Source organism: Acinetobacter sp. Ag2 (genome assembly GCF_001005515.1).
Classification (GTDB): domain Bacteria; phylum Pseudomonadota; class Gammaproteobacteria; order Pseudomonadales; family Moraxellaceae; genus Acinetobacter; species Acinetobacter bereziniae.
The window spans coordinates 79,021-104,768 of record NZ_LBNA01000058.1; the positions used below are offsets into that span (position 1 = coordinate 79,021).

The window sequence follows — 25,748 nt, forward strand, 5'->3', positions numbered from 1 at the left end:
AAATCCGCATTATGCGGATTTTTTTTTGGAGTCTAATATGACTGATCAAAATAAAACTGCTGCTGAAATTTTAGCTGATGTAAAAAAAGAGCTAAAAGATGCAACTTCGAACTTTAATGCAAAAGCACAGGAAGCATTAACAGAAGTTGAAAAAACTGGAAAGTTGGCCAACAAAACCAAAACAGAAGTAGATGAACTGGCGAACAAATATAACGCTTTGGAAATTGCAAAGAATGATTTGGAAACTCGTTTGGGTGATGCTGAACAGAAGTTTGCTCAACTTCCATCGAATTCAAAAGATGGTAAAGCGACAATTAGCAGTTTAATTATTGCACAAAGTGAAGCATTAACGAAGTTCAGTAAAGACATCCAAGTTGGTAGTCGTCACAAAATTTCAATTCAAGATGCATTAACTTCTGTTGATTTAGGTAAAGCAGTTCAACCAGATCGTTTGATTGAAACAATTGGCCCTGCTAAAGCAAAATTAGTTATTCGTGACTTAATTGCACCAGGGCGTACTCAATCAAATGCAATTTCATGGGTTCAGATTACTGGATTTACAAATGCAGCTAAACCCGTTCCTGAAAACACAGTAAAGCCTCAAAGTGCTATGCAGTATGATGTGAAATTAACACCAGTTTCAACAATTGCTCATACATTCAAATTTGCAAAACAGGCAATGGATGATTTGCCTCAATTGATTTCTGATATTGAAATAGAAATGAGCTATGGATTGAAATTGGTTGAAGAATATCAAATTTTATTTGGGGATGGTGTTGGGGTAAATCTTCATGGAATTATGCCTCAAGCAACTTCTTTCCAAAATTTACTTGATTATGAAAATCCAACGCGAATCGACATTTTACGTCTTGCAATGTTACAGGCATTAGTAGCTAAAATTCCTGCTACTGGTCATATTCTACATGCGATTGATTGGGCAGGAATCGAATTAACGAAAGATACTACAGGTCGTCACATTGTTGGCTCTCCTACAGGTGGTAGTTTGGGATCATTATGGACTCTTCCTGTAGTAGAAACGACCATAGCTGAATTTGAAGATAATTTCCTTACAGGTTCATTCAAATACGGTGCTCAATTGTTTGATCGCGAAGATACAAATTTTGTGATCGCAAGTGAAAACGAAGATGACTTTAATCGAAATATGTTAACTGGTCGTTGTGAAGAGCGTTTGGCTCTGGCTGTTAAACGTCCAGAAGCATTTATTAAAGGTAAATTCTCTAAAATTCTTGCATCAACTGGCGGTGGTACAGGTGGTGGTTCTGGCGGTTAATTAATTACATTGGAAAAGCAGTCATTATTGACTGCTTTTTTTTATAAATTCTTAGAGGCTTTTTTCATGAGTGACTATATTTTATTGGTAGATGTAAAGCATCAGTTGCGAGTAATACATGATCGGGATGATGTTTACATCGGTAAACTCATTAAAGCAGCTTTGAAACATATTCTAAATTTTGTAGACAGACCGATTAGTGAAATCCTTGAAAGCGATGGAAGCTATCCAGCTGATCTTGAAATTGCAGCTTATTTAATTATTACAGATATGTATCAAAATAGAGCTGCACAAACTGAAGCAAATTTATATGTAAACCGAGCATGTGAGAATTTAATGCTTCCTTATAAAAAAATGGGGGTCTAAATGCAATCAGGTGATCTAGACCATCTATTCGATATTTATGAACAAACTGAAGAAAAAAATGCTGGTGGTCAAAAAAAACAAATATGGAAAAAAATCGGTCAATTTTATGGTGGAGTTCAACCGATCAGTGCCAATTCATTTGTCCAGTCAAGCGTTCAAGGTTCAGCTTTAATTTGTAGGGTGGTTATGCGTCCAGATGATTTTCCAGAAATATCTGCAATTCATATTATCCAGGATGTCGACACAAAAGAAATTTATAAAATTTCAGGTGCATTACCAGTCAATAAAGGCAAGAAAACGTTAATGTGTACAGTAGGGAAATTATCAAATGGAATTTGACTTCAAGATTGAGGGGTTGTCAGATTTAACTGAGCAACTTCAAAGTCTTGAAAAGCTTGGTAAACAAAAACAACTCACACAAAATGCACTTTTTTACGCTTCCGAACCAATATTTGAAGAAATTAAACGGAATGCACCAAAAGCTGAAAAAGCCTATTACAGATATTACCGTGGTTCAGCTAAAGCGAGATTAGCTGGACGTCCTCAAAACACACGTAAGTTAAAAAGACCAGGCACACTTCGGAGAAATATTGCTCGAAAACGTATTCGAGTCAATGTCGGTGTTGCAGTAGGAATTTATATCAAATCTAAAGCATTCTATTACCGTTTTATTGAAAGGGGCACTCCTACTTTTGCTGCTGTTCCTTTTGTACGGCCAGCATATGACAGGTACAAAGAAGTTGCTGTCGAACGTTTCAAAGATAAATACGGGACATATGTTAAGGCAGCATTCGAAAAAAGAATGATTGCACTAGAAGGAATAAATGATGTTAGCGAGTGAAATTATTTATTCAGTCCTTGCGCCATTGTTTAACGGTCAAGTTGCACCAGCACCGCTTGCAATGGGGCAAGAGTTTGAAGGTACTTACATTACCTACCAGGGCATTTCAGAAGAGGCATTGAATACAGTCAAAGAATGGACTGGCTATGAGCAACTTCGTGTACAAATCAATATTCATAATGCAGACAAAATTCAATGTGAATTGGATGCAAGGATCGTAAAACGTGCAATCAGCGAACAGAAATTATCATCTTGTTCATTATTGGGTGGTCAAGACGGTGGGTTTGATGATGAAACACAACTATATCAGCATCAAGTTGATATTTTAATCTGGCAAAATTAGGAGCAGAACATGGCTGATAAGGCTTTAATTGATTCCCAGGGGATCACAATCTCATACAAATTACCGTCTGCACAAGCTTTCTCAGAATTGCTTGAAGTCACAGATAGCCCATTACCGACCAAAAAGCGTGAAGTTGATGATATTACAACAGTGAAGTCAACTCACAAAGAAACAGCAGCAGCTGGTGTAATTAGTGCTGATGATTTAGCGTATGAATTGTTAATGATTTCAGGCAGTGTTCAACAACAAGAGTTAGATGCCCATTTTGAAGATGGTCAAATGATTGATTGGAAAGTTGAATTGCCAGATGAAGCAAAAACAACTTATACATATCAAGGCACAATTACTGAACTCTCTCCAGTACGTGCAGCAAACAAGAAGAACCGTTTTAAATTGACAATTGCTGTAAATGGTAAAGTAACCAAAACCACCACACCTTAATGACAAATTATATTGCCCGCTTTGCGGGCTTTATTCTTATTTGGACGATAGAAAATGACTGATAAAATTTTAACTGGCGTAGCAGCAGCATTTTTAGCTTTGGCTGAAAATAAAGATTTTGTAAAAGATACCGTTGATGGTTTAGGTTCAATTGGCATTAAAAAAATGTCATTGGCAGACCGAGATGCATGGATCTCTGCTGAGAAAGATTCAACTTCAATTCTGATTCAATCCACTGTCTGTGATCCTGAAACAGGTGAACTTACATTAAAAGGCTTATCAGCAGATCAAATCAAAGGTATACCAGCACCTATTGCAGATCAATTGGTCAAGAAGATTTATGCACATAATGGCATTAAAACACTTGCGGAAATTCAAGCGGAAAAAGAAGCAGGGACCGAACCTGAACCGTTAAAAAACTAAAAAGCCAACCCGACCTAAAATTTCGTTTTCAGCTTGCTTTACGTTTAGGTCGAACGGTTGGCGAATTAGAAAAAACGATGACTTTCGAAGAGTACCTGTATTGGCAAGCATTTGATCATCTTGAGCCGATTGGAATGATTCGCGAAAATGCATTTCAAGCAAATATTGCCAAAACTTTATTTGATGTTAACTATGCAGATCATGAGTTTGGTTTTGATAAATTTATGATGTGGCAGCATGATTCTGAACGAAGCACAAATGAAGTTATGGATGATATTAAGTCTAGAATGGATGCTTTGTGTTAGTTTGCAATATTATTTTAAACAAGTATATATTCTAGTCTCTTATAATTAAGGGATTAGAATCGATATGTTTATATCTAATAAATTTAGAATAATATTATTTGGACTTTTGGCTTCTTTGAGTGGTTGCAATGCAAAAGAAAGTTCTGAAAAAAATAGTGTAAATAATGAATTACCAAAGAAAATTAGTGAATATGCATATAATAATTATACAGAAGATCAATTTCCTAAAATGTACAAAAAATGGGGTGTAGAATGGATGAGTAAGTTTTCAGATTTAGAACATAAAGCTGCAAATAAAATTGCAAATGAGAATAATACATGCGATTCAATTGAAGTTGTTGCTTTATCTGAAAACAGAAGCACACCAAAAAAAGAGGCAGTTTTTTTTGTAGATTGTTTGAATGGTGAGCGATTTTATGTATCTCAAAATGATTTAGATAAAAGTACGATAATAGAATCACAGAGTAAAAAAGCTGTTAGTCAGGATATGGCATTTGACTCTTGTCAGAAAATGATAAAAAACAATGCTAAATATCCTTCTAGTGTTAATTTTAAGTTATTAGACTCAACTGGTTTTACAGCCAAGACCACTGGAAATGTTGTTGTATTAATTGGGTTCGAAGCAAAGAATGCACTTGGTGCAATATTACCTGCAAAAGCAAAATGTATTTTTACTCCAGAAGGGGAGTCAGAAATAACTTATATAGAGTAGTAACTCAATTAACCCTGATAACAGGGTTTTTTTATGCCTAAAGGAAAATATTTATGTCTGAAGATCTATTAAAACGGGTAGAAATTTTGCTTGAGGCAAATACTGCTAGATTTGAAACTGGTATGGCAAAAGCTGGTAGAACCGTGCAAGATTCTGCAAAGACCATGACTAAGGGATATGACAATGTTAAAAATGAAGTTAAACGTACTCAAGCTCAAGTTGATGATTTTTCGAGAACCTTAGAACGTCAAGATCGTCAGATTTCTGCTATGGCTAAGAGTTATGGTTTTTTAGCATCTTCAGTAAAATCTGTTATGGCAGGAATTTCTGTTAGTGAAGTAATTGGTAAATCTGATGAATTTATTTCATTAAACAATCGTTTAAAACTTGTCACGAATTCACAAATTGAACTCAATAGAGCTTCTGAAGCTACATTTGAAATTGCTCAAAAAACTGGTGCAGCTTGGGATGGTGTTGCAGATATTTATTCTAAGTTTTCAACAAACTCAAAAACTCTTCATATTGATCAAAAAGAAACTGCGCGTCTAACTGAAATTGTGACTAAGGCAACAGCTATTAGTGGTTCAAGCGCTTCAGGTGCTCAAGATGCTTTGACTCAGTTTGGGCAAGCTTTAGCAAGTGGAAAACTACAGGCTGAAGAATTTAGTTCTATGCAAGATAATGCATCTGGTGTATTGGATGCTATGGCTCGGGGTTTAGGGAAGACACGAGGTGAGCTTCGTCAAATGATGCTTCAAGGGGAGCTAACTGGTGATGTTATCGTTAAATCATTGTTAAAAGCTGGTTCAAGTGTAGACACGCTTTATGACAAGACGGATAAGACTGTAGGGCAGGCATTTACAAGATTAAATAATGAATTGGTAAAATTTGTTGGTGAAGCATCAAAAAGCTCTGGAGCTTCAGTTGTTTTGGCTGATGGAATCAATACGCTTGCAGGGAACTTAGATAAAGCCACAAATGTTTTAATGATAGGTGCTGCATTTTATGCAGGTACATATATTCCTGCAATTTATAATACTGTAGTCGCTGGTTATGCTAAAACAAAGCAACTTATTGAGCAAACGGCTGTTCAAATCACGGCTACTAATATGGAAAAAGCTGCTGCATTGGCTGACATAGCAAAGGCACAAAGCACTTTAACTCTACTTGCAGCTGAAAAAGCTTTAGAAGTTGAGCGTTTAAAAGCTCAAATATCTGCTACTGGGCGTATGGCATCTGTAACACGTATGGCAGAGTTAAAGAAAATTGAAACTGTCGTAACAAACGAATTAACTGTTGCACAATCTCGTTTGAATGCTGTTCAAACTAGTTCTTTAAATATTGGGCGTGGCTTAGTTGGTATTCTTGGTGGACCAATAGGATTGGGGCTAACTGTGGCAGGTGTGGCAGCATCCTATTTATTATTAAAAGATAGTGCTTCAAGTTCTAGCGCTTCTTTAAGTATCCAAGGTCAGACTGTAGATGAATTACGTGATAAATATGAAAAATTAAGTATTGCCCAACAAAAAACAACTCTGCATGAGTTAAAAAAAGAGGTTGATGATTTAAGAGTTTCATTTGTTGTGGCTGGTTCGGATTTGAGTGCATTTGTAGAGGCTATTCCGATTTCTGACGAAAAAATAGCAACTGTGCGTAAACTCTATAATGCTTATGCTCAAGGAAAGATAACTTCGAATGAGTTCAATACTTCAATTGAAAAACTTAACTTTTTGACTGATGATCAAAAGTTAAAAATTAACCAACTCTCAGCAGGTTATGATCAGAGTAAGGTAGCATATAACAATGCTAAAAATGCGCGAGATGCATTGATTAACTCTACACCTTCCGTAGTTCAGGCTCATAAGGCTGAGACTGAAGAGCTTCGAAAAAAACGTCTGGAAATGGAGAAAACTATTGAATTGCAGAAAATTCAGGAAATACAAAGCAATGCAACAAAAGAAAATCTGAAAAATCAGTATTTTCTGAATACAGTGAAAGCAAGTGGAAGTAATCAGAATGCTTTAGATTATGCAACTTTCATGACTAAATTCCGCGAAGATAATAAAATTCCGTTTACACAGATTTTATCCTCGGACCAGAAAAAAATTGCTGATCAACAATTTGCATTGCAGCAAAAAGTTAAGGAAGTTCAAGAAAGTATAACGGCATCTGTCAAAACCCAAACAAAAGAAATGGAGAAACAGGCTAAAGCAGCAGCCAAAATCAAGGATTATCAAGTTGAATCTTTGGTAAAAGGTTATGCGGAAAAGTATAACTTTTCAGCTTTAGAAAGATCTATCAATGCACCAGACGGATTGCTTTCAGCAATCATGTCAAAGGAGTCAAATGGTCGAACTTACAGAAAAGATGGAAGTTTACTTACATCGCCAGTAGGCGCTCAAGGTTCGTTTCAATTTATGCCTGGTACAGCTCGTCAATATCGTGTTGATGTTAAAAGCGTACAATCAAGTGCTGAAGGTGCTACTCGTTACTTGGGCGCACTATATAAGCAATTTGGTAGTTGGGATAAGGCTATTGCTGCATACAATGCAGGACCTGGGAATGTTGATAAATATGGTGGTATTCCACCATTTAAGGAAACTCAGGATTATGTTCGTATTGTAAAAGGTAAAATGGCCTCATTAAGTGGATTTTCACCATCTTTGGATGGGGAAAGATCAGATCCTATTCGTGAGTTTGAGCAGTTAGAAAAAGACCGCGAACAACTTCGAAAGGACTATCAAAATAGAGATGTTGTTTTAGTTAATGAGCATAAACAACGAATTGCTGATTTAACGCTAAAATTTGCAGGTAGTGAACAGGAGGCTTTAATCAAAGCTGAAAATGAACGATTTACAAATTCACAGGCGTTAAATAAGGCAGAACTTGAATATGATTTAAATGCTTACAAAATGTCTGAAAGTGACAAGCTTGAAGCACAAAAAAATATTCAGATTTTGCAAATTAAGGCATCTACTGAATTTTCTGATCAAGAAAAACAGTTACGTGAAAAGTCGATCAGAGCACAGTATGACAAAGAGCTAAATGAGTATAGGCAGTTACAATGGCAGAAACTTGCCGAGTACAACAAATCCTTAGCTGATATTGATGCTACTAGCAGAGATATGATTGCGCAGTCAACAATGACACCGCAGGAATATAAGCAGTTTAGTTTTAAGTCTGGTGTAGACCGAAGTATTGACACTTCATATTATGATCAATCGCAACTGATCTCAAAAATTGGTAATGATGACGCTTTAACAGATGATCAGAAAAAACAGCAAATTTTGAATGCTGAAAAGACATTTCAAGATCAGCGTTATGCGATTATCGCTAAGGCGACCAAAGATGAAGCTGATTTAAGAAATGAACTCTATACAGATCAATTAAATATGTATGGTTCATTACTATCTCAGGCTGGAACTGTTTGGGGTTCTATGACGGATATGGTCAAAGAATCGGCTGGAGAGTCAAGCGCTGCTTATAAGACTATGTTTTTGGTGCAGCAAGTGATTGCAATGGGTCAAGCAATCATCAATACAGAGGTTGGTGCAACAGCAGCGCTTAAAACCGATCCTACTGGTTTTATGTCTATGCTTACGCGTGGTTTAGGTTATGCATCTGTTGGTGTAATTGCTGCTCAGACTGTAGATGGTATTTTTCACGGTGGTGAAAGTTATGTTCCGAAAGAGGCTAGTTATTATTTAGACAAAGGTGAAAGAGTTTTATCACCCCGTCAAAATAAGGATTTAACGAATTATCTTTCAAATCAAAGCAAGGGTGGAAGTACATCTGGAAATGTTCAAATTTCTCAAAGTATTGTTTTCACTGATACTGGTGCAAAAGTAGATACACAAGGTCAAAAGCAAGTCGCTCAAAGTCTTAATCTTGCAATGAATGCATGGGCTAAAAAGGAAAGCATGCAAGGTGGTGTTTTATATAAATTAGTGCGAGGGTTAATATGAGTGATCGAATCTTTGGTTGGGAAACCAGTTTGGATGGTAACTCTGGAAATACTACTTTTAAAGTTTTAACAAGTAAGTTTGGTGATGGATATGAGCAGAATGTCTCTGTTGGGATAAACAACAAATCAGGATCTTGGCCATTTAATCGAAAGGCTCCAGAGTCTGTAATCATTGAGATAAAAAAATTTCTAGATGATCACAAAGGTGCTGATTCTTTTTTATGGAACTCCCCTCAAGATGGTCAAGTCCGTGTTAAGGCTGGAGATTATCAAATAATGAATCTTGGCTCTAATCTCTGGCAAATCTCCACAACCTTCACCCAAGTCTTTTACCCTTAAATTAAATATTCAAAAGCCGCCGAAAGGCGGTTTTTTATTGCGAGAAAATCATGACATATCAAATAATTAATTTAGGCACTGCGCCAAGTGGAGCAGGCGGTGACACATTTCGCTCTACTGGCACAAAAATAAATGAAAACTTTACTAACAATACGCATGCAGCAAGTCGCTATGTGGGCACAAGTGCTGGTAATGTAATGGAGGTTGGAGCATTTGGTTTAGGTAGTTCTAATCAAAATATCTCAGCAAATACAGTCAAAGGCAATGGTTTTTACCAAAATTCAGATGTCGTAGATGGTGGATATCAGTGGGGAAATTACATTGAAGTAAACGGTGGTAGTTCTGGGGGGGGTGGGCAAATATATTTTGGTTCAGTCGAATCAAATTTGGTATATATCCGAACACGTTATGCAAATAGCTGGGGAGCCTTAAAATTACTAAGACATTCAGGCAATACAACAATTGATTCTAATGGCTTTATTAAAGCTGCTTCACCAGTTGTTCAATTATTTGCAGATAAGATTATGGCAAATGAGGAAGCCTCAAAACAAAATCCACTTTTTGAGAAAGTGGGTATTGGCCATTACTTAATAAAAAATACTGAAGGGTTTGCAAAAGAAGGCTGGTGGATTGAAATACCAACTGATGCAAACGGAAATCGTATTTGCGCAGTTGAATATAAAACCTTAGAAAGTGGTGATCTTGAAATTAAGACATTCAAGAAAAAGCTCAATGAAGAAGGGGATATTGTTGCGAATTTAGATATGCCTATTGATATTCCAAACAACGCCAATGGTGAACCACGTTGGATTGATGTGCGACTGCATTCTGTGAGTAAACCAGTAGTTCACAAAGTACCTCGCACTGAAAAACAGCCTCGCATGGTTCAACAAGTAAAGTATGCACCACAACTAACATATATCACAAAGTATGAAGATCTATTTGATGATGCTGGAAATCCAGTCATTGTGGATGGGCAAAAATATCAAAAGCCAGTTACTCACATTCAAACAGATAAAAATGGGACACCTATTTTAACTAATCAACCTATAGTTAATGATAAAGGTGAAACTGTATTTGAATGGGTACAAGCTTTAGACAGTGAAGGTCAGCCGATCTTTGATGATGTGCCTATGCTCGATGACAACGGCAATCCTATTTATGATGAGGTAACTTATGAGCCTCAACAGTGATTTTCAGAAGCTATATGCTGATGGAATCGTGACATTATTTGAATTAGACGCCAGCAAATTAGGAGCTGGCGTTTTACGTTTTCATGGGCATATTTCCTATCAAGATTGGGAAAAGATTTATTCGTCGATTGGTTCGAGTGGATTGATGGGAACGGATACTGGCTCAATTGGAAAAGTTTTTGATGTAGGTACAGCTAAAGTTTGGCAGCGCAATATCATTTGGCAAGGTCAATCATATTCTGCAATGTCTATTCAAGCCACTGGATTGGAAATGAACTCATCTGGTAAAGCATCAAGTCCAACATTATCAATGGCGAACAATATTGATGGATTACAAAATGCAGTATCAGCCTATTGTTTGCAGTTCAATGATTTTGCAGGTGCAAAGCTCACAATTATCGAAACATTGGCTAAATATCTTGATGCGGAAAATTTTAGTCAGGGTAATCCAACAGCATCGAATGAAGCGGAAAAGCAACTCTGGTTTATTGAACAAAAAACCTCTGAAAACATGGAGCAAGTGACTTTTGAATTGTCGAATCCAATTGATTTCGAAGGTCAACGAATTCCAATGCGCCAAATCAGTAGCCAATGTCATTGGTGCATGATGGGAGACTACCGCGGTGAAGAATGCGGTTATACCGGTGCAGCCATGTTCACTGAGAAAAATGAACCTACAGACAATCCTGCATTGGATAAATGCAGTGGGCGTTTAAGTTCCTGCAAGGTCCGAAAAAATGAAGGCAGTTTTGGTGGTCAACCAGCAGCCAACATGATTGGGTGATTTATGAAATTATCAGCAAAACTTAAAAAAGAGATCCATTTGCATGCCGCTGAAATGTATCCAGTCGAATGTTGCGGTGTAATTGTCAGTAACTCCTATGTCCGCTGTACAAATATTTCTGCGCACCATGATCAATTTGAAATAGATCCTGTAGATCTTGCACACGCTGAAGATATAGGTGAAATTCAGGCTTATGTACATTCTCATCCGAATGCTTCTGCAAAAGCTTCTGAACTGGACTTAATTCAAATCGAATTGCATCAGAAGCCTTGGGTGATATGTGCTTATCCTGATATTGAATTTCAGACATATGAGCCGTGCGGCTACCAAGTCCCTTTGATCGGACGAAATTATCATCATGGTTGGCAAGATTGTTATTCACTTGTACGTGATTTCTATCAGCGTGAATACAATATTGCATTGCCTGATTTTGAACGGATGGACCGTTGGTGGGAATCTGCTGAAAATGCTTCATTGTATTTGGATAATTTCAGTAAAGCAGGTTTTACCGAAGTTACAGACTTGCAATATGGTGATGTATTGCTTTGTCGAGTAGGACGCACTGAACATGTCAATCATGCGGTTATTTGGCTCGGTGATCATGCTTCATTGAAATCAGAGCAAACAGAGCCTTGTGTGGGTACATCACTGATTTTACATCATCCATATAACCGAAAATCAGTGCGAGAAGTGTTTGGCCAACAATGGCAAGAACGTGTTGCCATCACAGTGAGACACAGAGATGTTAAAAACGATTAAGCTCTATGGTGTACTGGGTCAAATGTTTGGTCATCAATTTAAGCTTGATGTCGCAAGTCCGCGTGAAGCAATACGGGCTTTATCTGCCCAGATTGATGGATTTGAAAACTTTGTGCTTGGTGCACATGAACGTGGTTTAGCTTTTGCAATTTTTACAGATAGTAAAGCCAAACAGCGTGGCAAGAAAAAAGCAGCGTGTTTTGATGCATCTAGTGGGCGAATCATATCGGGTCACAATATTGGTGTGTCTGAATTAGATATGCTCACAGATACAACAGAAATCAAGATTGTACCTCGGGTCATGGGTGCAGGTGGTGATAATGGAGCACTACAACTGATTTTGGGTGCTGTATTGATCGTTGCTGGCTTTTGGAATGGTGGGGTAACGTCTAATATGGGAGTTGCTTTGATTGGTGCTGGTGCAGGCATGGTGATGGGGGGTATTGCGCAAATGATGGTACCTAAAGTTGATCCAAACGCCAACCAAAATCAGGATGGCAACCGCGCTAACTATGGTTTTGGCGGTGCAGTAACGACAATTGCCCAGGGTAATCCTGTTCCTGTATTGCGTGGTAAACGCGAGATTGGTGGATTCATTGTTTCAGCAGGACAATATCCTGAAGACATGATGTGAATAAAGTTGAGTCCTGGCGCATTAAGCGCCTTTTTTTATGCTTGAGGAATTTATGACGAATACAATTAAGGGCGCAAAAGCTAGGGCACAACAGCCACGTCAGCCAGTGATTGATCTTGACTCAGCACAATCTAAAACTTTTATCAAAATCCTTTATGGTTTGTCTGAAGGGGCAATTAAGGGACTATCCAGAGGTTATCAATCTATTTTTTTAGATGACACACCTCTACAGGACGCAAATGGCAATTGGAACTTTGAAAATGTCAGTGTTGATTTTAGAGAAGGTACAAACGATCAAACTTATATTGAAGGTTTTCCAGATATTTCATCTGAAACTGCCATAGGGGTTGAGTTAAAGTCTGAAACGCCTTGGGTGAAAGCATTCAATAATACAGAGCTTGATGCGGTTCGTTTACGCTTGCGCTGGGGACCATTACGTAAACAGGATGAGAGTAACAATGATTTAAAGGGATATACCATCCGTTATGCAGTTGATGTGCAAACTGATGGCGGTACGTGGACAGAAGTTTTAAATACTCAAATTTCTGATAAAACCTCAGCTAACTATGAGCGTTCACATCGCATAGAGCTACCTAAGGCGGATTCAGGCTGGCAAGTGCGTATTCGACGTTTAACCCCAAATACCAACTCAGAATTTATCAGCGATAAAATGTATGTGCAGGCAGTCACTGAAGTGATTGACGCAAAGCTACGCTATCCAAATACCGCTTTACTTGGTCTGCGATATGATGCGCAAACATTTTCAAATGTCGCAAAAATGGCTGTTGAATGTGAGGGTGTAGAAATCCTGGTACCAAGCAACTATAACCCTGAAACACGTGTTTATACGGGGTTATGGGATGGTACTTTTAAACGTGCATATACCAATAATCCTGCATGGCATTTTTATGATGCATGTACTGCGAAACGTTATGCACTAGGTAATCGCATCAATTCATCAATGATTGATAAGTGGTCTATATATCGCTTAGGTCAATACTGTGATCAGCTTGTGCCAGATGGCAAGGGCGGTCAAGAACCACGATTCACTTTGAATGTTTATGAACAATCTCAAGATGATGCCTGGTCTGTTTTATCAAAAATGGCGGGCGCATTTAGAGCTTACGTGTATTGGGATGGTCAATCCATTGTTTGTGATGCTGATATTCCGCAAGACACGGTTTATACATTCACCAGTGCCAATGTTGTAAAAGGACTATTTGAATATTCAGGCACACGTGCACGTGATCGACATACCATTGCCAAAGTGGCTTATGACAATCCTGAAAATCGCTATAAAACTGAATATGAAATTGTGCGTGATGAAGCTGCGATTGCTAAATATGGTATTCGTATTTTAGATATTTCTGCATATGGTTGTACTTCCGTCGGTCAAGCACAACGTGCAGGAAATTGGGCATTAAAAACTGAACAGTTTGAAACACGTACTGTGACCTTTAAAGTCGGTCTAGAAGGATTTATCCCTAGACCTGGAAAAGTGATTGAAATTGCTGATCCGATCTTTGCAGGACGTGCAAACGGTGGGCGTATTTCTTCGGTCAGTGCAGATTTAAAAAGCATCACTGTAGATCGTGATGATGTGGTCTGTCGGGCTGGTGATCGTCTTGTAGTAAATGGTGAAGATGGCAAAGCACAAGCGCGAATTGTTCAGTCAAAAAATGGCAGAGTAATTACCGTTGTGTCTGCGTTCGATTCTGTTGCAGCCCAGAACGTGTGGGTTGTTGATGCTCAAGACTTGGCAACAATGAAGTTTAGAGTGGTATCAATCACACGTGATGATACACATCAATTCACAATAACAGGTTTGCAATACAATCCTGCAAAATTTGATGCGATTGACCAAGGAACGTTTATTGATGATCGACCAATCACCATCATTAATCCGAATATTCAGTCGCCTGTAGAATCAGTTTCAGTATCTTCTGATGAGATGGTTCAACAAGGATTAACGGTTGCCACGATGTTAATCTCTTGGCCACAGGCAGCAAGTGCAGTTAAGTATTTGGTCGAATGGCGTAAAGATGATGGCTCTTGGATAAAGATGCCCATTACAGGAAATAATTCTGTTGAAGTTCAAGGCATTTATTCAGGAAATTATCAAGCAAAAGTCACAGCGATTAATGCGTTTGAAGTGGCATCTTTGCCAACATTCTCAATCATTACAGAGCTTAAGGGAAAGCAAGGTATACCACCTGCATTGGCTTTTATCAATGCAATAGGGATTTTGTTTGGTATCAAACTTGAATGGGGTTTTCCTGCCGTTGGAGCGTTGGATACCGCTTATACAGAGATTCAAGTTTCACCTGATGGCGTAAGTAATATTGCACAATTGGGATTGTTTGCATATCCAACGACAACGCATACATTGCAAGGATTACAGCCAAATCTAAAGCAATATTATCGTGCTCGTCTGATTGATCGAATTGGGAATATTGGTCCGTGGTCAAGCTGGACCAATGCAACCACTTCAGCGGATGCATCGGATATTTTAGAAATTTTGGAAGGCAAGATTACTGAAACGCAACTTCATCAGGATCTGCAAACTAAGATTGATCATATTGAAGCAGTAGATGCTGAAATAGGACCAATTAAGCAGGACATTCAGAATACAAAGGATCAGATCAATCAGGAAATTATTGATCGTCAGTATGCGATTCAACAAGCAAAAGATGGCTTATCGCAGCAAATTATTGATGGTGATGATGCAGTACTTGAAGTTGTTGAAACGGTTAAGAAATCTAGTGAGGATGGAATAGCAGCTGCACAATCAGAAATTAAGGTTGTTGCAGATAACCTGAAATTGACTGCTGAAAAAACCGATGGTGTGTATGCACAATTGAACCCACCTTTAATTGGGTCCACTTCTGATCTGATTGGTAATGATCAAGGCTTTGCAGGAACCTGGTCACTTCAATCCGCAATAATTGAAGGTGATCTGGTTTTGAGTAAACGCATTGATACAACTGTTGCGCAAGTCAATGATGTTCAAGCCTTTGCACAGCAAGAAGTTCAAGCGCGTATAGAGGGAGATAAGGCCACTGTACAAAAGATTGATACTTATATTGCTGAGAATGATCAAGCTTTAGCAACTGTGCGAAATTCAGCACAAATTGCAGTTGAGAAATCAAATGCAAATGCGGTGCTAATCGATGCTTTAGATTTAGAGCTTGATGGTAAAGCAAGTACTGGTGCTTTAAATCAGGTCAAGTCCGATTTGACCGCTGTTGATAATCGCGTCATTGCAAATACAACCATGCTGAATGGCGTGTATGCGCAAATTAATCCGCCATTGATTGGTTCTGAGTCTGATTTGATTGGTAATTCTGGTGGGTATGCTGGCGTATGGTCTGAACAATCAGCACGAATCGAAGCAGATATGGCGCAAGCCAGCCGAATAGATACTGTACAGACTGAATTGAATGGTAATAAAGCGGCCGTTCAAGAAGTCACTCAATCAGTAGATGGTTTGTATGGGCAGAAATTCACAAAGATTGATGTGAATGGAAAAGTCATTGGATGGGGAGGTGCAAACGATGGTGTTGAGGGAATATTTGTCTTTAATGTAGATTCGCTTGCTATCGGGAGTGGCAATAGTACGGGATATTATCCATTTATTTTCCGAACCACGCCATTTACTGATCCTGTGACAGGAACTGTTTTCCCTGTATCTGCCTACCTAAAAGCAGCAATGATGGATTATCAATCAGTGAATACTTCTCACATTGTTGATTTGTCAGTAAAAGCAGCCAAGATTGACAATCTAGCTGTTACCACTGCAAAAATTGATAATTTAGCTGTTACCACTGCAAAAATTGATAATTTAGCTGTAGATACGTTGAAGATCAAAGACAATGCTGTGACAGTGCCTGTTTCTGCATTTGCTGAAGCGAATCTGACCATTGGTACGAGTTACACCACTGTGCAAACTTTGGCTGTTCCTGCGGATATGGGGCATACGATCTTAACTTTTGGGTCTGTATTTAGCTTTGTAGGTTATACGTCTAGTCAGCGTTTACTGTGTCGAGTACTCAAAAATGGATCTGTCGTCTTTGAAGATTTGGAGGTGCATTTTATTGATTATGCTTCTGTAGGTACAACGACTCAAAACAGCGGACAACACAGCCACGGAATAACCGTGAATGTAAGTGGCTCAATGACAGATTCAGGAAGTCATTCACATACATATTCTGGTAACACACAAAGTGCGACAGCTGGAACCATTTCTGGATCATCACATAATCATGGCTATAACGGATCGACCAATACAACGGGTTCACATAGCCATAATTTAAGTTTGTCGGGAAGTGCATCAATGGGTCTAGACGGGATTCACAATCACAATGTTGAGATTAGAGGAAGTGCTCGAAGTGCTGGAACTTTGAACATTTCTCGACACGATTCAACTTTAATCGCGGGGACGTTTGAGCTTCAGTTGCGCTCGGATTCGGGTGGTAATGTGAACGTGTCACAACGTTATATTCACGCAATGACAATGAGGAAATAATGGCATATTTTGCAGTTTATTGTATAGAAACAGGTGTCATTTTAAACGTTGTTGAATGCCCTGAATTTTTAAAGCAAAGAATACATCTTGATCCTGGTCAGGATGTTTTACAAATAGAGGACCAGATAGAGCAACCGCGTTATCTTGTCAAAAATCAGCAGCTGGTTGAAAACCAATATTATTTGAATTGAAAGCACCTTCAGAGGTGCTTTTTTATTTTCTGGAGCAATAGGTCATGGCAGAACCAGCAACATCAAGCACAGCATCATTCGGTTTAGCAACAAATTTAGCAGGGGGATCAATGGTTATATATGGGGGATTATCTACTACCGAATGGATGGCCGTTGTAGGGGGAATTTGTGCTGTAGTGGGTTTAATCATTCAGCTATGGGCAGCTTACCGCAAAGATCAGCGTGATCAGCAATTACACAACAAGCGTATGCATGAGAAAGATTATGAACAAGACTAAATATATAGTAGTAGGTCTGGCAGCTTCGGCTGCTTTTTTTACGTCATTAATTAAGTATGAGGGCTATGAGCCAAAGCCATATTTAGATAGCGCAAAAGTTGCAACGATTGGGATAGGTTCAACTCAGTACGAAAACGGCACAAAAGTTAAAATGACTGATAAGCCGATTACCAAAGAACGAGCTGTTCAAATTGCCAAAGCTCACATCGCTAAAGATGAAGTAGCTTTTCGTAAATCATTGCATGGTGTGAAGCTTACTCAGACTGAATATGACGTATATCTCGATTTTGTTTACAACTATGGACAAGCAAACTGGAATAGCTCATCAATGCTCAGAAATCTTAAAACAGGGCAATACAAACAAGCATGTGCTTCATTACTTAAATACAAATACGTTGCAAAGCGTGATTGTTCGGTTCGATCTAATGGCTGTTATGGCGTTTGGACAAGGCAACAAGACCGATATAACAAATGTATAGGGGTGCAGTAAATGCCGATAGCCACAATCTTATGGAAATATAAAAAATGGATCGCAATTGCGGTCTATATTTTTTTATACCTGGTGCAAATTGCATATACAAATCATCTAAGTGGAAAACTTCAAGAAGCTGAACAGAAATGCTCAGCTAAGCTTCAAAAACTTAAAGATGATCAGCAAAAAGCATTAATCGACAAACAAAACAAAATAAACAAAGTGAGCGCAGATTATGAGCAACTTAAATCAGAACAACGTATCAAAGTCGAAACAGTTACCCGTGAAGTGCAAAAGATCATTGAGCGTCCTGTTTATAACAACGTTTGTATTGATGATGACGGCTTGCGCATCATCAGCTCACTTATCTCCGACGATTCCAGCTAATCTGATCATACCTTGCCCTAAACTTTTAAAACTTGAGTCAGGGCAGGGTAAAGAAATTACACTATGGATTATTGATACTCTTGTCAAATACAATGAGTGTAGTGCTTTGAATGATGTGAAGAATAAGATTTTAATATTTTAAATTACTTTATTTTTCACAAAATATAATCTAAAGTCTAATGACCAAATAACGATTGTTTGGTCATTATTCCTTAATTCAATTTTAAAAATTAACTGATATTAATATGTACCCAAATGCAAAAACTAATAAAAATGGTTTGTCAAGAAATATTCCAGCAGATATAATGCGAAAAATTAGACAAAGTGATGGGTATGGTTGCATTTTTTGTGGATCTATTTTAGTCGATTATGAACATATTGATCCTTTGTTTTGTGAAGCAACTGAGCATCATCCTGATAAAATAGCTTTGTTGTGTAGTTTTCATCACGATAAAGTTACTAGAAGAGTCTTACCTAAAAGACTTGTTAAGGAAGCTAAGAAAAATCCGTTTTGTAAATCAAATAAATATTCTCACTCTACTTACTATCCAAGTATTGAAGATGTAAAATTAAAAGTTGGTAATTCTATCTTTGAAGATACGCCAATAATTTTAATTTTACATGGTAAGCCTTTAATTTGGGTTGAAAAAGAGTGTAATGAATCTCCAATTCAATTTAATTCTATATTTTATGATTCAACAGGTAAAAAAGTAGGTTTTCTTAAGAAAAATACTTTTTATGGACTAGTAACTGACTCAGATATTAGGGGAGTTAGTAATAGAATTGAAATAAAATTTAAGAAAGGATCAATAGACCTAATTTTAAAAATTGAAGCGGATGGAATCGTTGAAATAGTAAGAATGAATGCAAATTATTTAGGTACAAATATTAGTGTTGATTCAAATGGCATATTAACATTAAAGAATGGTAAATCTAATATTACATTTGATAAAATCACCGCAAAAAAATGTGGAACTGTATTTGAATTTGGGGGTATACCTAGAAGACCAGCAAAATTAAATTTATTATTTTCAGAAGTAATTAGAACGAAGGTTCCAATAATTATTAATTTGGAGTTTGAAGAAAAAGGTTTTGTTTATAATAATCTGATAATTGATAGCAATAATTACATAGTTGGTTTTATTTTTAATAATAAAGTTTATAGTGTTATTGGTGATTATATTGGTGAATTATATAAATATTATTGTAATAAGTTTATTATAAATTTCTCCTTTGATGAGGAAGTATTTGAACCAATTTATATTACACCCTACAATCAGTTTTTAAATAAGCTTCTCCCATCTAAGGTATTTGATTTAAGTTATAGAATATTCGAATGATGCCACATTTTTTGCCACAGATAATTTTGATCTAGTGATTTACTATCAATCTAAGATGTTTTAACTCATTGATTTAAAAAGCCATAAATATAATAAGGCTTTATTGTTTATTATGTAATCGGGTTCAACTCCCGTCATCTTGAATTATAAAATTATTATTGTGGATGGGACTTTAAATAAATATCCAAGAAAATATAGATAGCATAAACCAAGGCACCACTAAAGAAAGTGAGCTGCTGGAGTATTTCAGAATAATTAATTTTTACAAGCAAATTGTAGACTTGATTGAATGCGGCTTGAGATCTGTAGCTTGGTATTTCATCTTGTAAAGCCATTGCATTGATCTTTAACATTTTTGCCAAATGACTTATTGCTCTACAACCAAAAAGAAAACTTAGTCCAAGTAAAATTAATGATCCCATGGGTAGATAAATTAACTTTGTCCAAATTAACCCTTTTATTTGAGTCAATACAAAAGCTATAGAGGCTGTAGTAGCTGTCAGAAGCATGAAATTAGTTTTTTCATTTATTGCTATGTTTAGCTTGAAGAGTTCAGTTCGCAAGTTTTGGTTATCAGACATATCAATATTTCATTGGTACATTTTGAATAATCTTAACCTAAATTCTATTTAATAATTATAAAAATAATTCTTTAAAAGTCGTCCTATTGAGTAATCCAGTCAATAAATCCTATTAATAACTGCAATTAAAATGCAAACAAGTTATTTTATTTTTATTTAAGTGTTTGAAAAATATTATTTAATATTGTATTTCTGTCCAATCCATCATCGGAGCGACCGAAATACGGGGAGTTAGAGATTGGAGCTCAGACATAAAGTAAACCTGAAAAGATGAAAAAAGCAGAGTGCGGATTATACGTGCTTTATTTTAAAATCTATAGTCATATTCAAAAGATAGAATTTGTAAAATAAATTAACGTCATGATGTTGCTAAGTATTCTTAAGCTAAAAAATGAGATTTGGCGTTATTTTTTATGCCGTTGTAGTCATGAATAAATGTCTGTAAGTACAAAAGGTCAAAGAGAACGGATGAATTAGCTAAAAAGCTTAATTTTATAAGGATTAAAAATCATTTTATTGAATATTTTTTACTTTATAGAGAGAATATTGGATATTACTTAACGAGTTGAATCGTTAAAGGTATTGAATATCCAAATTTATTTGATAATTTAATAACTGCAAGGTTATGTTTTCCCTCCTAAATTGTTCTATTTTAAAACTAATTGTTTCCATTTTTTTAGAGTTGATTTAATTTGAACTGTTTGACCATGGTTAATAATGGGTTGTTTTTATGATAAATTTTGTACAAGAGTTAGCATTTTGTAGGGTTGAAGGTACTCAAATTCCTTTCTTTCCTGAAAAAGTTAAAGGATATACAGAGCAGGAAATCGCTGAAATTGGAAAAAATTGCAATTTAGATATACATGGGCAGTTTAAGGAGTTTTTGTTACAAATGGGTAAATGTTCTGGAGGATTACTTTGGGGGGATGACTTTCCGATGTATAGCCACAGATGGCAGGCATTGAGTTTTAAAAACTTTCAAGTTAATGAGAGAAAAGATGAAAATTATATGTCATGCCCAAGTAGTGCAGATCCTGTAAAAATAAAATATTTTATCTTTATTCAGAAAATGAGCTCACTTTTTTTTATTATTTATTTACAAATAATAAAGATGATTATATTTGGGGATATTATGAAGATGAGAATAGATGTGTAGAAAAAACTAAAAGCACTCTTCTTGAACAATTAAAATACTATGTCAGAACATCAACAAAAAATGCAAGATTTATTGACTTTAATTTGAATGAAGAGCAAATTCAGCAAAATATAATAGGTAGGCTACTATAGTATTACTCTTAATTTAATCAGTAATAATTCATAAAATAAGCTATATAGATAGATTTTAAAACAACTACCAACCCTACAGCAATTTAAATTCAGTCAAATCTTTTCTTTGATCAAGAGAATTGAAATGAACTAAACAAGTAGATGTTCAACTGTTGCCTTTATAAATATAACCTCCGTAACTGATTTTTAAATATCATGAACAAGTTTTGTGCAACAGTGATTTACAATGACGGAAGAAAATAGTATTTCTTTTATCATTCAGATCATATCAACCACACAAAATTTGATTACGGAAGTATCAATCAATACATTTAACCTAAACCTTCCTTGAAAAGATATTGATGACATTCTGCAAATGTTTTTGCATGGCTTTATATGCCGCTGCTCCATCTTGGCTCTGGATTGCTGCCATGATTTCTTGATGTTCATGCTGAGATCTTAATGGCATATCTTCAGGGGTATATAAACTACGCATACGACTGAACAGCTCGGTATATTGTTTCCCGAGCAAATATTTCAGAAAAAAAGAAAAAGCGCTATTTTGACTCGCTTCAGCAATACGAATATGAAATAAACGATCACCAATATGCTCGCTAGAATGTTCCAGATTATCTCGAACATTCATAAAAAATGCTTCTTTAATCTCTTCTAATTGTTCATCCGTACGATGCTTTGCTGCCAGTTCTGCAAGATAGGGCTCAATCTGCAAACGGGCTTCTAAGACTTCAAATGGCGTAACCGCGGAATCTTCTTTTAAATGAGGAATCAGCAAAGGATGTATATTGGTATTAAAACCCGTTTGTTCTAAAGCCTGATCTTGTTGATCTTTAATGACATAGACACCACTCCCCAGTTTTACTTCAACAATTCCATTCACCTCAAGTGCAATGATTGCTTCACGTACTGAGGTACGACTTACACCTAACTGCTGCGCAAGATCGCGTTCAGGCGGTAACTTTGAACCTAACTGATAAATTCCATTCTTTATATCATCTTGAATCTTATTAAAGATATTTTGATAGAGACGAGTTTGAGTCATAAATTTCAACTTTTACAAAAATTGGTCTTGCCAAAACACTTTTGATTAATTAAATTGACTAGACCAATTAATTGGTCTAGTCAATTTAGCATTTACCATAGTATAAAGTAAAAAGCAGGGACGAAGGAATGAGATTGATAAATAAAACGTGTGTGATTACAGCAGCTGCTCAGGGAATTGGTAGAGCCACTGCATTAAGCTTTGCAAAAGAAGGCGCAAAGGTCATTGCTACGGACATTAATTTAGAACTGCTTGAAGAACTCAAAAGCCATTCTGACAATATTCAAGTGGAATATTTAGATATTACTAATCGTCAGCAAATTATTGAATTTTCAAAAAAATATCAGCAAGTTGATGTGTTGTTCAATTGTGCTGGTTGGGTTCCTGCAGGTTCAATCTTAGAATGTGATGAAACACAATGGCAGCGTGCTTTTACGATGAATGTCGATTCGATGTACCACATGATTCAGGCTTTTTTACCCACAATGTTAAAAAGTGCCAATGCCTCAATCATCAATATGTCATCTGCGGCATCAAGTATTAAAGGTGTACCGAATCGCTTTTCTTATAGTGTCACTAAAGCTGCAGTTATTGGTATGACCAAATCGATCGCAGCAGATTTTATCGGTCAAGGGATTCGTTGCAATGCGATCTGTCCGGGAACTGTAGACTCTCCATCACTACATGATCGTATTGAAACCCAAGCCAAAGAGCAAAATAAAACCATTGATGAAGTCTATGCTCAGTTTGTTGCTCGCCAACCGATGGGTAGAGTTGGTAAAGCGGAAGAAATAGCCGCATTAGCGCTTTATCTGGCAAGTGATGAATCCTCATTCACAACTGGAACCATCAATATGATTGATGGTGGTTGGTCAAATTAATTTTCAAACAGATCTAGGATAGAACAATGAAATTATTAAGATATGGTGTAAAAGGACAAGAAAAGCCAGGAATCTTAGACCCACAGGGACAAATTCGGGATTTGTCTTCAGTGGTTCAAGACATCAATGGTCAGGTGCTCGCCACCGAGTTAGATAAGATTCGAAATCTTGATGTATCGAGCCTGCCTTTGGTTGCCGAGGATGTGCGCCTTGGTGCATGTGTGGGTAATATTGGTAAATTTATCTGTATTGGTTTGAATTATTCTGATCATGCCGCGGAAACAGGTGCAGAAGTTCCTGCTGAACCAGTGGTTTTCAATAAATGGACCAGTGCAGTGGTTGGACCAAATGATGATGTGGAAATACCAAAGCATTCATTCAAAACCGATTGGGAAGTTGAGTTGGGTGTCGTTATTGCTAAAGATGGTCGTTACATCAGTAAAGAACAGGCAATGGACTATGTTGCAGGTTATTGTGTGATTAATGACGTTTCAGAGCGCGCATTTCAGCTTGAAGGCACAGGGACTTGGGACAAAGGCAAAGGTTGCGACACTTTTGGTCCAACAGGTCCATGGCTCGTGACCAAGGATGAGATCGAAAATCCACATCAGTTAAAAATTTGGTTAGAGGTGGATGGTCATCGTTATCAAGATGGCAATACCAATACCATGATTTTTGATATACCCACCATTGTGAGTTATTTAAGCCAGTTTATGAGTTTACAGGCCGGTGATGTGATCTCTACGGGTACGCCACCTGGTGTAGGGCTTGGGCAAAAGCCACCTGTGTATTTAAAAGCAGGGCAAGTGATGCGATTGGGTATTGAGGGATTAGGCGAACAACAACAGAAAGTTGTGAATGCTGAATAAGCCAGATTTATCTGAATAGATTTAATTTTAAGTTACACAAACAAGGCATTTAAATTCGATGCCTTAGGAAGACTTGTCTTTAAAAAAGCTCAGCATTTAAAAAGGAATAGGAATGTTAAAGATAACGGATTTAGAAGTATTGGATATTCGTTTCCCCACTTCACAGCAATTGGATGGTTCAGATGCGATGAATCCAGATCCAGATTATTCAGCTGCCTATGTCATCTTAAAAACGGATCGTCCAGCGCTGACAGGACATGGTCTCACATTTACCATTGGTCGTGGTAATGAAATCTGCTGTGCAGCAATTGAAGCGATGCGCCATCTGGTGGTTGGTCTAGATATTGATGAGATTAAGAAAAATCCTGCCTTGATGTGGCGACATTTAACTTCAGATAGTCAACTCCGTTGGATTGGACCAGACAAGGGTGCGATGCATCTAGCGACTGGCGCAGTGGTAAATGCGATTTGGGATTTATGGGCAAAAAGTGAAGCTAAACCGGTTTGGAAACTGGTTGCGGATATGACCCCTGAACAATTAGTAAACTGTATTGATTTTCGTTATTTAACTGACTGTATCACGCCTGATGAAGCTTTGGACTTATTAAAGTCGAATGAAATTGGTAAAGCGCAACGTGAGAAAACTTTACTTTTAGAAGGTTATCCTTGTTATACGACTTCAGCAGGTTGGTTGGGGTATAGCGATGAAAAACTTGCGCGACTTTGCCAAGAGGCTGTGGATGAAGGCTTTAACTATATCAAATTAAAAGTAGGTCGCGATGTTGAGGAAGATAAACGTCGGGTCAAAATTGCACGTGAGATCATTGGTCCTGATCGTCACTTAATGATTGATGCCAATCAGATTTGGGAACGTGAGCAAGCCATTGAGTGGGTGAAGCAACTGGCATTTTCCAATCCATGGTTTATTGAGGAACCGACTTCACCCGATGATGTCGAAGCGCATCGTGCAATCCGATTTGCGATTCAGCCGATTCAAGTGGCGACAGGTGAAATGTGCCAGAATCGCATCATGTTTAAACAATTTATTATGCGTGAAGCGATTGATATTGTTCAAATTGATGCTTGTCGCATGGGTGGAATCAATGAAGTGCTAGCAGTATTGCTCATGGCAGCAAAATACAAACTCAAAGTTTGTCCGCATGCAGGTGGCGTAGGGCTGTGTGAATATGTTCAGCATCTTTCTATGATTGATTATTTATGGTTCTCAACCTCAAAAGAAGGTCGTGTCACAGAATACGTGGACCATTTGCATGAGCACTTTATCGATCCTTGTGTGATTCAAAATGCAGCTTATATGCCTCCAACTCTTGCAGGCTTCTCAATTGAAATGAAGCCAGCATCTATTGAGAAATATAGATTTAAGGGCTGATAGGCTGAATTTTTCAGTGACAAAAGTGATTCATGCTAAAGGAATGTAGCATGCAAATACGGTGAGATCAGCCTGATACACGAGAGTTAGACTCTAGTATCACAGGGCATGAT

27 protein-coding genes are annotated in these 25,748 nt (G+C 37.2%); 25 read left to right on the forward strand and 2 right to left on the reverse strand.

The window, feature by feature from the left end:
• The first annotated feature begins 37 nt into the window (after nucleotides 1-37).
• From AAV97_RS18345 to AAV97_RS20705, 21 genes are all read left to right on the forward strand, one after another.
• Nucleotides 38-1,291 carry a phage major capsid protein gene (locus AAV97_RS18345; RefSeq protein ID WP_046761354.1) on the forward strand — a complete coding sequence of 418 codons (1,254 nt, stop codon included), beginning with the start codon at nucleotides 38-40 and terminating at the stop codon, nucleotides 1,289-1,291.
• Between the two features lie 66 nt (nucleotides 1,292-1,357).
• The gene (locus AAV97_RS18350; RefSeq protein WP_046761355.1) at nucleotides 1,358-1,657 is read left to right on the forward strand and encodes a head-tail connector protein; all 300 of its coding nucleotides are present in this window, start codon (nucleotides 1,358-1,360) and stop codon (nucleotides 1,655-1,657) included.
• Nucleotides 1,658-1,996: a head-tail adaptor protein gene (locus AAV97_RS18355; RefSeq protein WP_046761356.1), complete on the forward strand. Its 339-nt coding sequence runs from the start codon at nucleotides 1,658-1,660 to the stop codon at nucleotides 1,994-1,996. It begins immediately after the preceding gene.
• Entirely contained in the window at nucleotides 1,986-2,498 is a 513-nt protein-coding gene (locus AAV97_RS18360; protein WP_046761357.1) for an HK97-gp10 family putative phage morphogenesis protein, read from the forward strand. The genes AAV97_RS18355 and AAV97_RS18360 overlap by 11 nt, the downstream gene beginning before the upstream one ends.
• The gene (locus tag AAV97_RS18365) at nucleotides 2,485-2,841 is read left to right on the forward strand and encodes a hypothetical protein (RefSeq protein WP_046761358.1); all 357 of its coding nucleotides are present in this window, start codon (nucleotides 2,485-2,487) and stop codon (nucleotides 2,839-2,841) included. The genes AAV97_RS18360 and AAV97_RS18365 overlap by 14 nt, the downstream gene beginning before the upstream one ends.
• Before the next feature lie 9 nt (nucleotides 2,842-2,850).
• Entirely contained in the window at nucleotides 2,851-3,282 is a 432-nt protein-coding gene (locus AAV97_RS18370) for a phage tail tube protein (protein WP_046761359.1), read from the forward strand.
• Nucleotides 3,283-3,336: 54 nt separating this feature from the next.
• Nucleotides 3,337-3,705, forward strand: coding sequence for a hypothetical protein (locus AAV97_RS18375; protein WP_046761360.1), 369 nt, complete (start codon nucleotides 3,337-3,339; stop codon nucleotides 3,703-3,705).
• Nucleotides 3,706-3,782: 77 nt separating this feature from the next.
• Nucleotides 3,783-4,010 (forward strand): hypothetical protein, encoded by a 228-nt coding sequence (locus tag AAV97_RS18380; RefSeq protein ID WP_046761361.1) that lies wholly within the window; start codon nucleotides 3,783-3,785, stop codon nucleotides 4,008-4,010.
• A gap of 64 nt (nucleotides 4,011-4,074) precedes the next feature.
• Complete coding sequence (locus AAV97_RS18385; RefSeq protein ID WP_046761362.1) at nucleotides 4,075-4,722, forward strand: hypothetical protein; 648 nt, start codon at nucleotides 4,075-4,077, stop codon at nucleotides 4,720-4,722.
• Nucleotides 4,723-4,775: 53 nt separating this feature from the next.
• Nucleotides 4,776-8,687: a tape measure protein gene (locus tag AAV97_RS18390; RefSeq protein WP_046761363.1), complete on the forward strand. Its 3,912-nt coding sequence runs from the start codon at nucleotides 4,776-4,778 to the stop codon at nucleotides 8,685-8,687.
• Nucleotides 8,684-9,025, forward strand: a complete 342-nt coding sequence (locus tag AAV97_RS18395; RefSeq protein WP_046761364.1) for a phage tail protein — start codon at nucleotides 8,684-8,686, stop codon at nucleotides 9,023-9,025. The genes AAV97_RS18390 and AAV97_RS18395 overlap by 4 nt, the downstream gene beginning before the upstream one ends.
• 50 nt (nucleotides 9,026-9,075) lie before the next feature.
• Nucleotides 9,076-10,218 carry a pyocin knob domain-containing protein gene (locus AAV97_RS18400; protein WP_046761365.1) on the forward strand — a complete coding sequence of 381 codons (1,143 nt, stop codon included), beginning with the start codon at nucleotides 9,076-9,078 and terminating at the stop codon, nucleotides 10,216-10,218.
• Nucleotides 10,202-11,002 (forward strand): phage minor tail protein L, encoded by an 801-nt coding sequence (locus AAV97_RS18405; protein WP_046761366.1) that lies wholly within the window; start codon nucleotides 10,202-10,204, stop codon nucleotides 11,000-11,002. Before AAV97_RS18400 ends, AAV97_RS18405 begins: the two co-directional genes overlap by 17 nt.
• Nucleotides 11,003-11,005: 3 nt before the next feature.
• Nucleotides 11,006-11,761 carry a C40 family peptidase gene (locus AAV97_RS18410; protein WP_046761367.1) on the forward strand — a complete coding sequence of 252 codons (756 nt, stop codon included), beginning with the start codon at nucleotides 11,006-11,008 and terminating at the stop codon, nucleotides 11,759-11,761.
• Nucleotides 11,745-12,395, forward strand: a complete 651-nt coding sequence (locus AAV97_RS18415) for a tail assembly protein (RefSeq protein ID WP_046761368.1) — start codon at nucleotides 11,745-11,747, stop codon at nucleotides 12,393-12,395. Before AAV97_RS18410 ends, AAV97_RS18415 begins: the two co-directional genes overlap by 17 nt.
• Before the next feature lie 52 nt (nucleotides 12,396-12,447).
• Entirely contained in the window at nucleotides 12,448-16,920 is a 4,473-nt protein-coding gene (locus tag AAV97_RS18420; RefSeq protein ID WP_046761369.1) for a host specificity protein J, read from the forward strand.
• Nucleotides 16,920-17,111: a hypothetical protein gene (locus AAV97_RS18425; protein WP_046761370.1), complete on the forward strand. Its 192-nt coding sequence runs from the start codon at nucleotides 16,920-16,922 to the stop codon at nucleotides 17,109-17,111. The genes AAV97_RS18420 and AAV97_RS18425 overlap by 1 nt, the downstream gene beginning before the upstream one ends.
• 44 nt (nucleotides 17,112-17,155) lie before the next feature.
• The gene (locus AAV97_RS18430) at nucleotides 17,156-17,389 is read left to right on the forward strand and encodes a holin (RefSeq protein ID WP_046761371.1); all 234 of its coding nucleotides are present in this window, start codon (nucleotides 17,156-17,158) and stop codon (nucleotides 17,387-17,389) included.
• Nucleotides 17,373-17,879, forward strand: coding sequence for a lysozyme (locus AAV97_RS18435; RefSeq protein ID WP_046761448.1), 507 nt, complete (start codon nucleotides 17,373-17,375; stop codon nucleotides 17,877-17,879). The genes AAV97_RS18430 and AAV97_RS18435 overlap by 17 nt, the downstream gene beginning before the upstream one ends.
• Complete coding sequence (locus tag AAV97_RS18440; protein WP_046761372.1) at nucleotides 17,880-18,248, forward strand: hypothetical protein; 369 nt, start codon at nucleotides 17,880-17,882, stop codon at nucleotides 18,246-18,248.
• 245 nt (nucleotides 18,249-18,493) lie between these two features.
• The gene (locus tag AAV97_RS20705) at nucleotides 18,494-19,588 is read left to right on the forward strand and encodes a hypothetical protein (RefSeq protein ID WP_052945883.1); all 1,095 of its coding nucleotides are present in this window, start codon (nucleotides 18,494-18,496) and stop codon (nucleotides 19,586-19,588) included.
• Between the two features lie 155 nt (nucleotides 19,589-19,743).
• Here the strand turns inward: AAV97_RS20705 and AAV97_RS18450 are convergent, their stop codons facing one another.
• The gene (locus tag AAV97_RS18450; protein ID WP_046761373.1) at nucleotides 19,744-20,169 is read right to left on the reverse strand and encodes a hypothetical protein; all 426 of its coding nucleotides are present in this window, start codon (nucleotides 20,167-20,169) and stop codon (nucleotides 19,744-19,746) included.
• Nucleotides 20,170-20,899: 730 nt separating this feature from the next.
• Between AAV97_RS18450 and AAV97_RS18455 the strand changes: the two genes are divergently transcribed.
• Nucleotides 20,900-21,325: an SMI1/KNR4 family protein gene (locus AAV97_RS18455; protein WP_322842839.1), complete on the forward strand. Its 426-nt coding sequence runs from the start codon at nucleotides 20,900-20,902 to the stop codon at nucleotides 21,323-21,325.
• Between the two features lie 447 nt (nucleotides 21,326-21,772).
• Here AAV97_RS18455 and AAV97_RS18460 read toward each other — a convergent pair whose 3' ends face one another.
• Nucleotides 21,773-22,495 carry a FadR/GntR family transcriptional regulator gene (locus tag AAV97_RS18460; RefSeq protein WP_009585687.1) on the reverse strand — a complete coding sequence of 241 codons (723 nt, stop codon included), beginning with the start codon at nucleotides 22,493-22,495 and terminating at the stop codon, nucleotides 21,773-21,775.
• Between the two features lie 128 nt (nucleotides 22,496-22,623).
• Between AAV97_RS18460 and AAV97_RS18465 the strand changes: the two genes are divergently transcribed.
• The 3 genes from AAV97_RS18465 (at nucleotide 22,624) to AAV97_RS18475 (ending at nucleotide 25,635) form a co-directional block, all read left to right on the forward strand.
• On the forward strand, nucleotides 22,624-23,376 hold the full coding sequence (locus tag AAV97_RS18465; protein WP_009585768.1) for an SDR family oxidoreductase: 753 nt from the start codon (nucleotides 22,624-22,626) through the stop codon (nucleotides 23,374-23,376).
• Between the two features lie 26 nt (nucleotides 23,377-23,402).
• Nucleotides 23,403-24,245: a fumarylacetoacetate hydrolase family protein gene (locus AAV97_RS18470; protein ID WP_046761374.1), complete on the forward strand. Its 843-nt coding sequence runs from the start codon at nucleotides 23,403-23,405 to the stop codon at nucleotides 24,243-24,245.
• A 112-nt stretch (nucleotides 24,246-24,357) separates the two neighbouring features.
• Nucleotides 24,358-25,635, forward strand: a complete 1,278-nt coding sequence (locus AAV97_RS18475; protein ID WP_004827672.1) for an L-fuconate dehydratase — start codon at nucleotides 24,358-24,360, stop codon at nucleotides 25,633-25,635.
• Nucleotides 25,636-25,748: the final 113 nt, after the last annotated feature.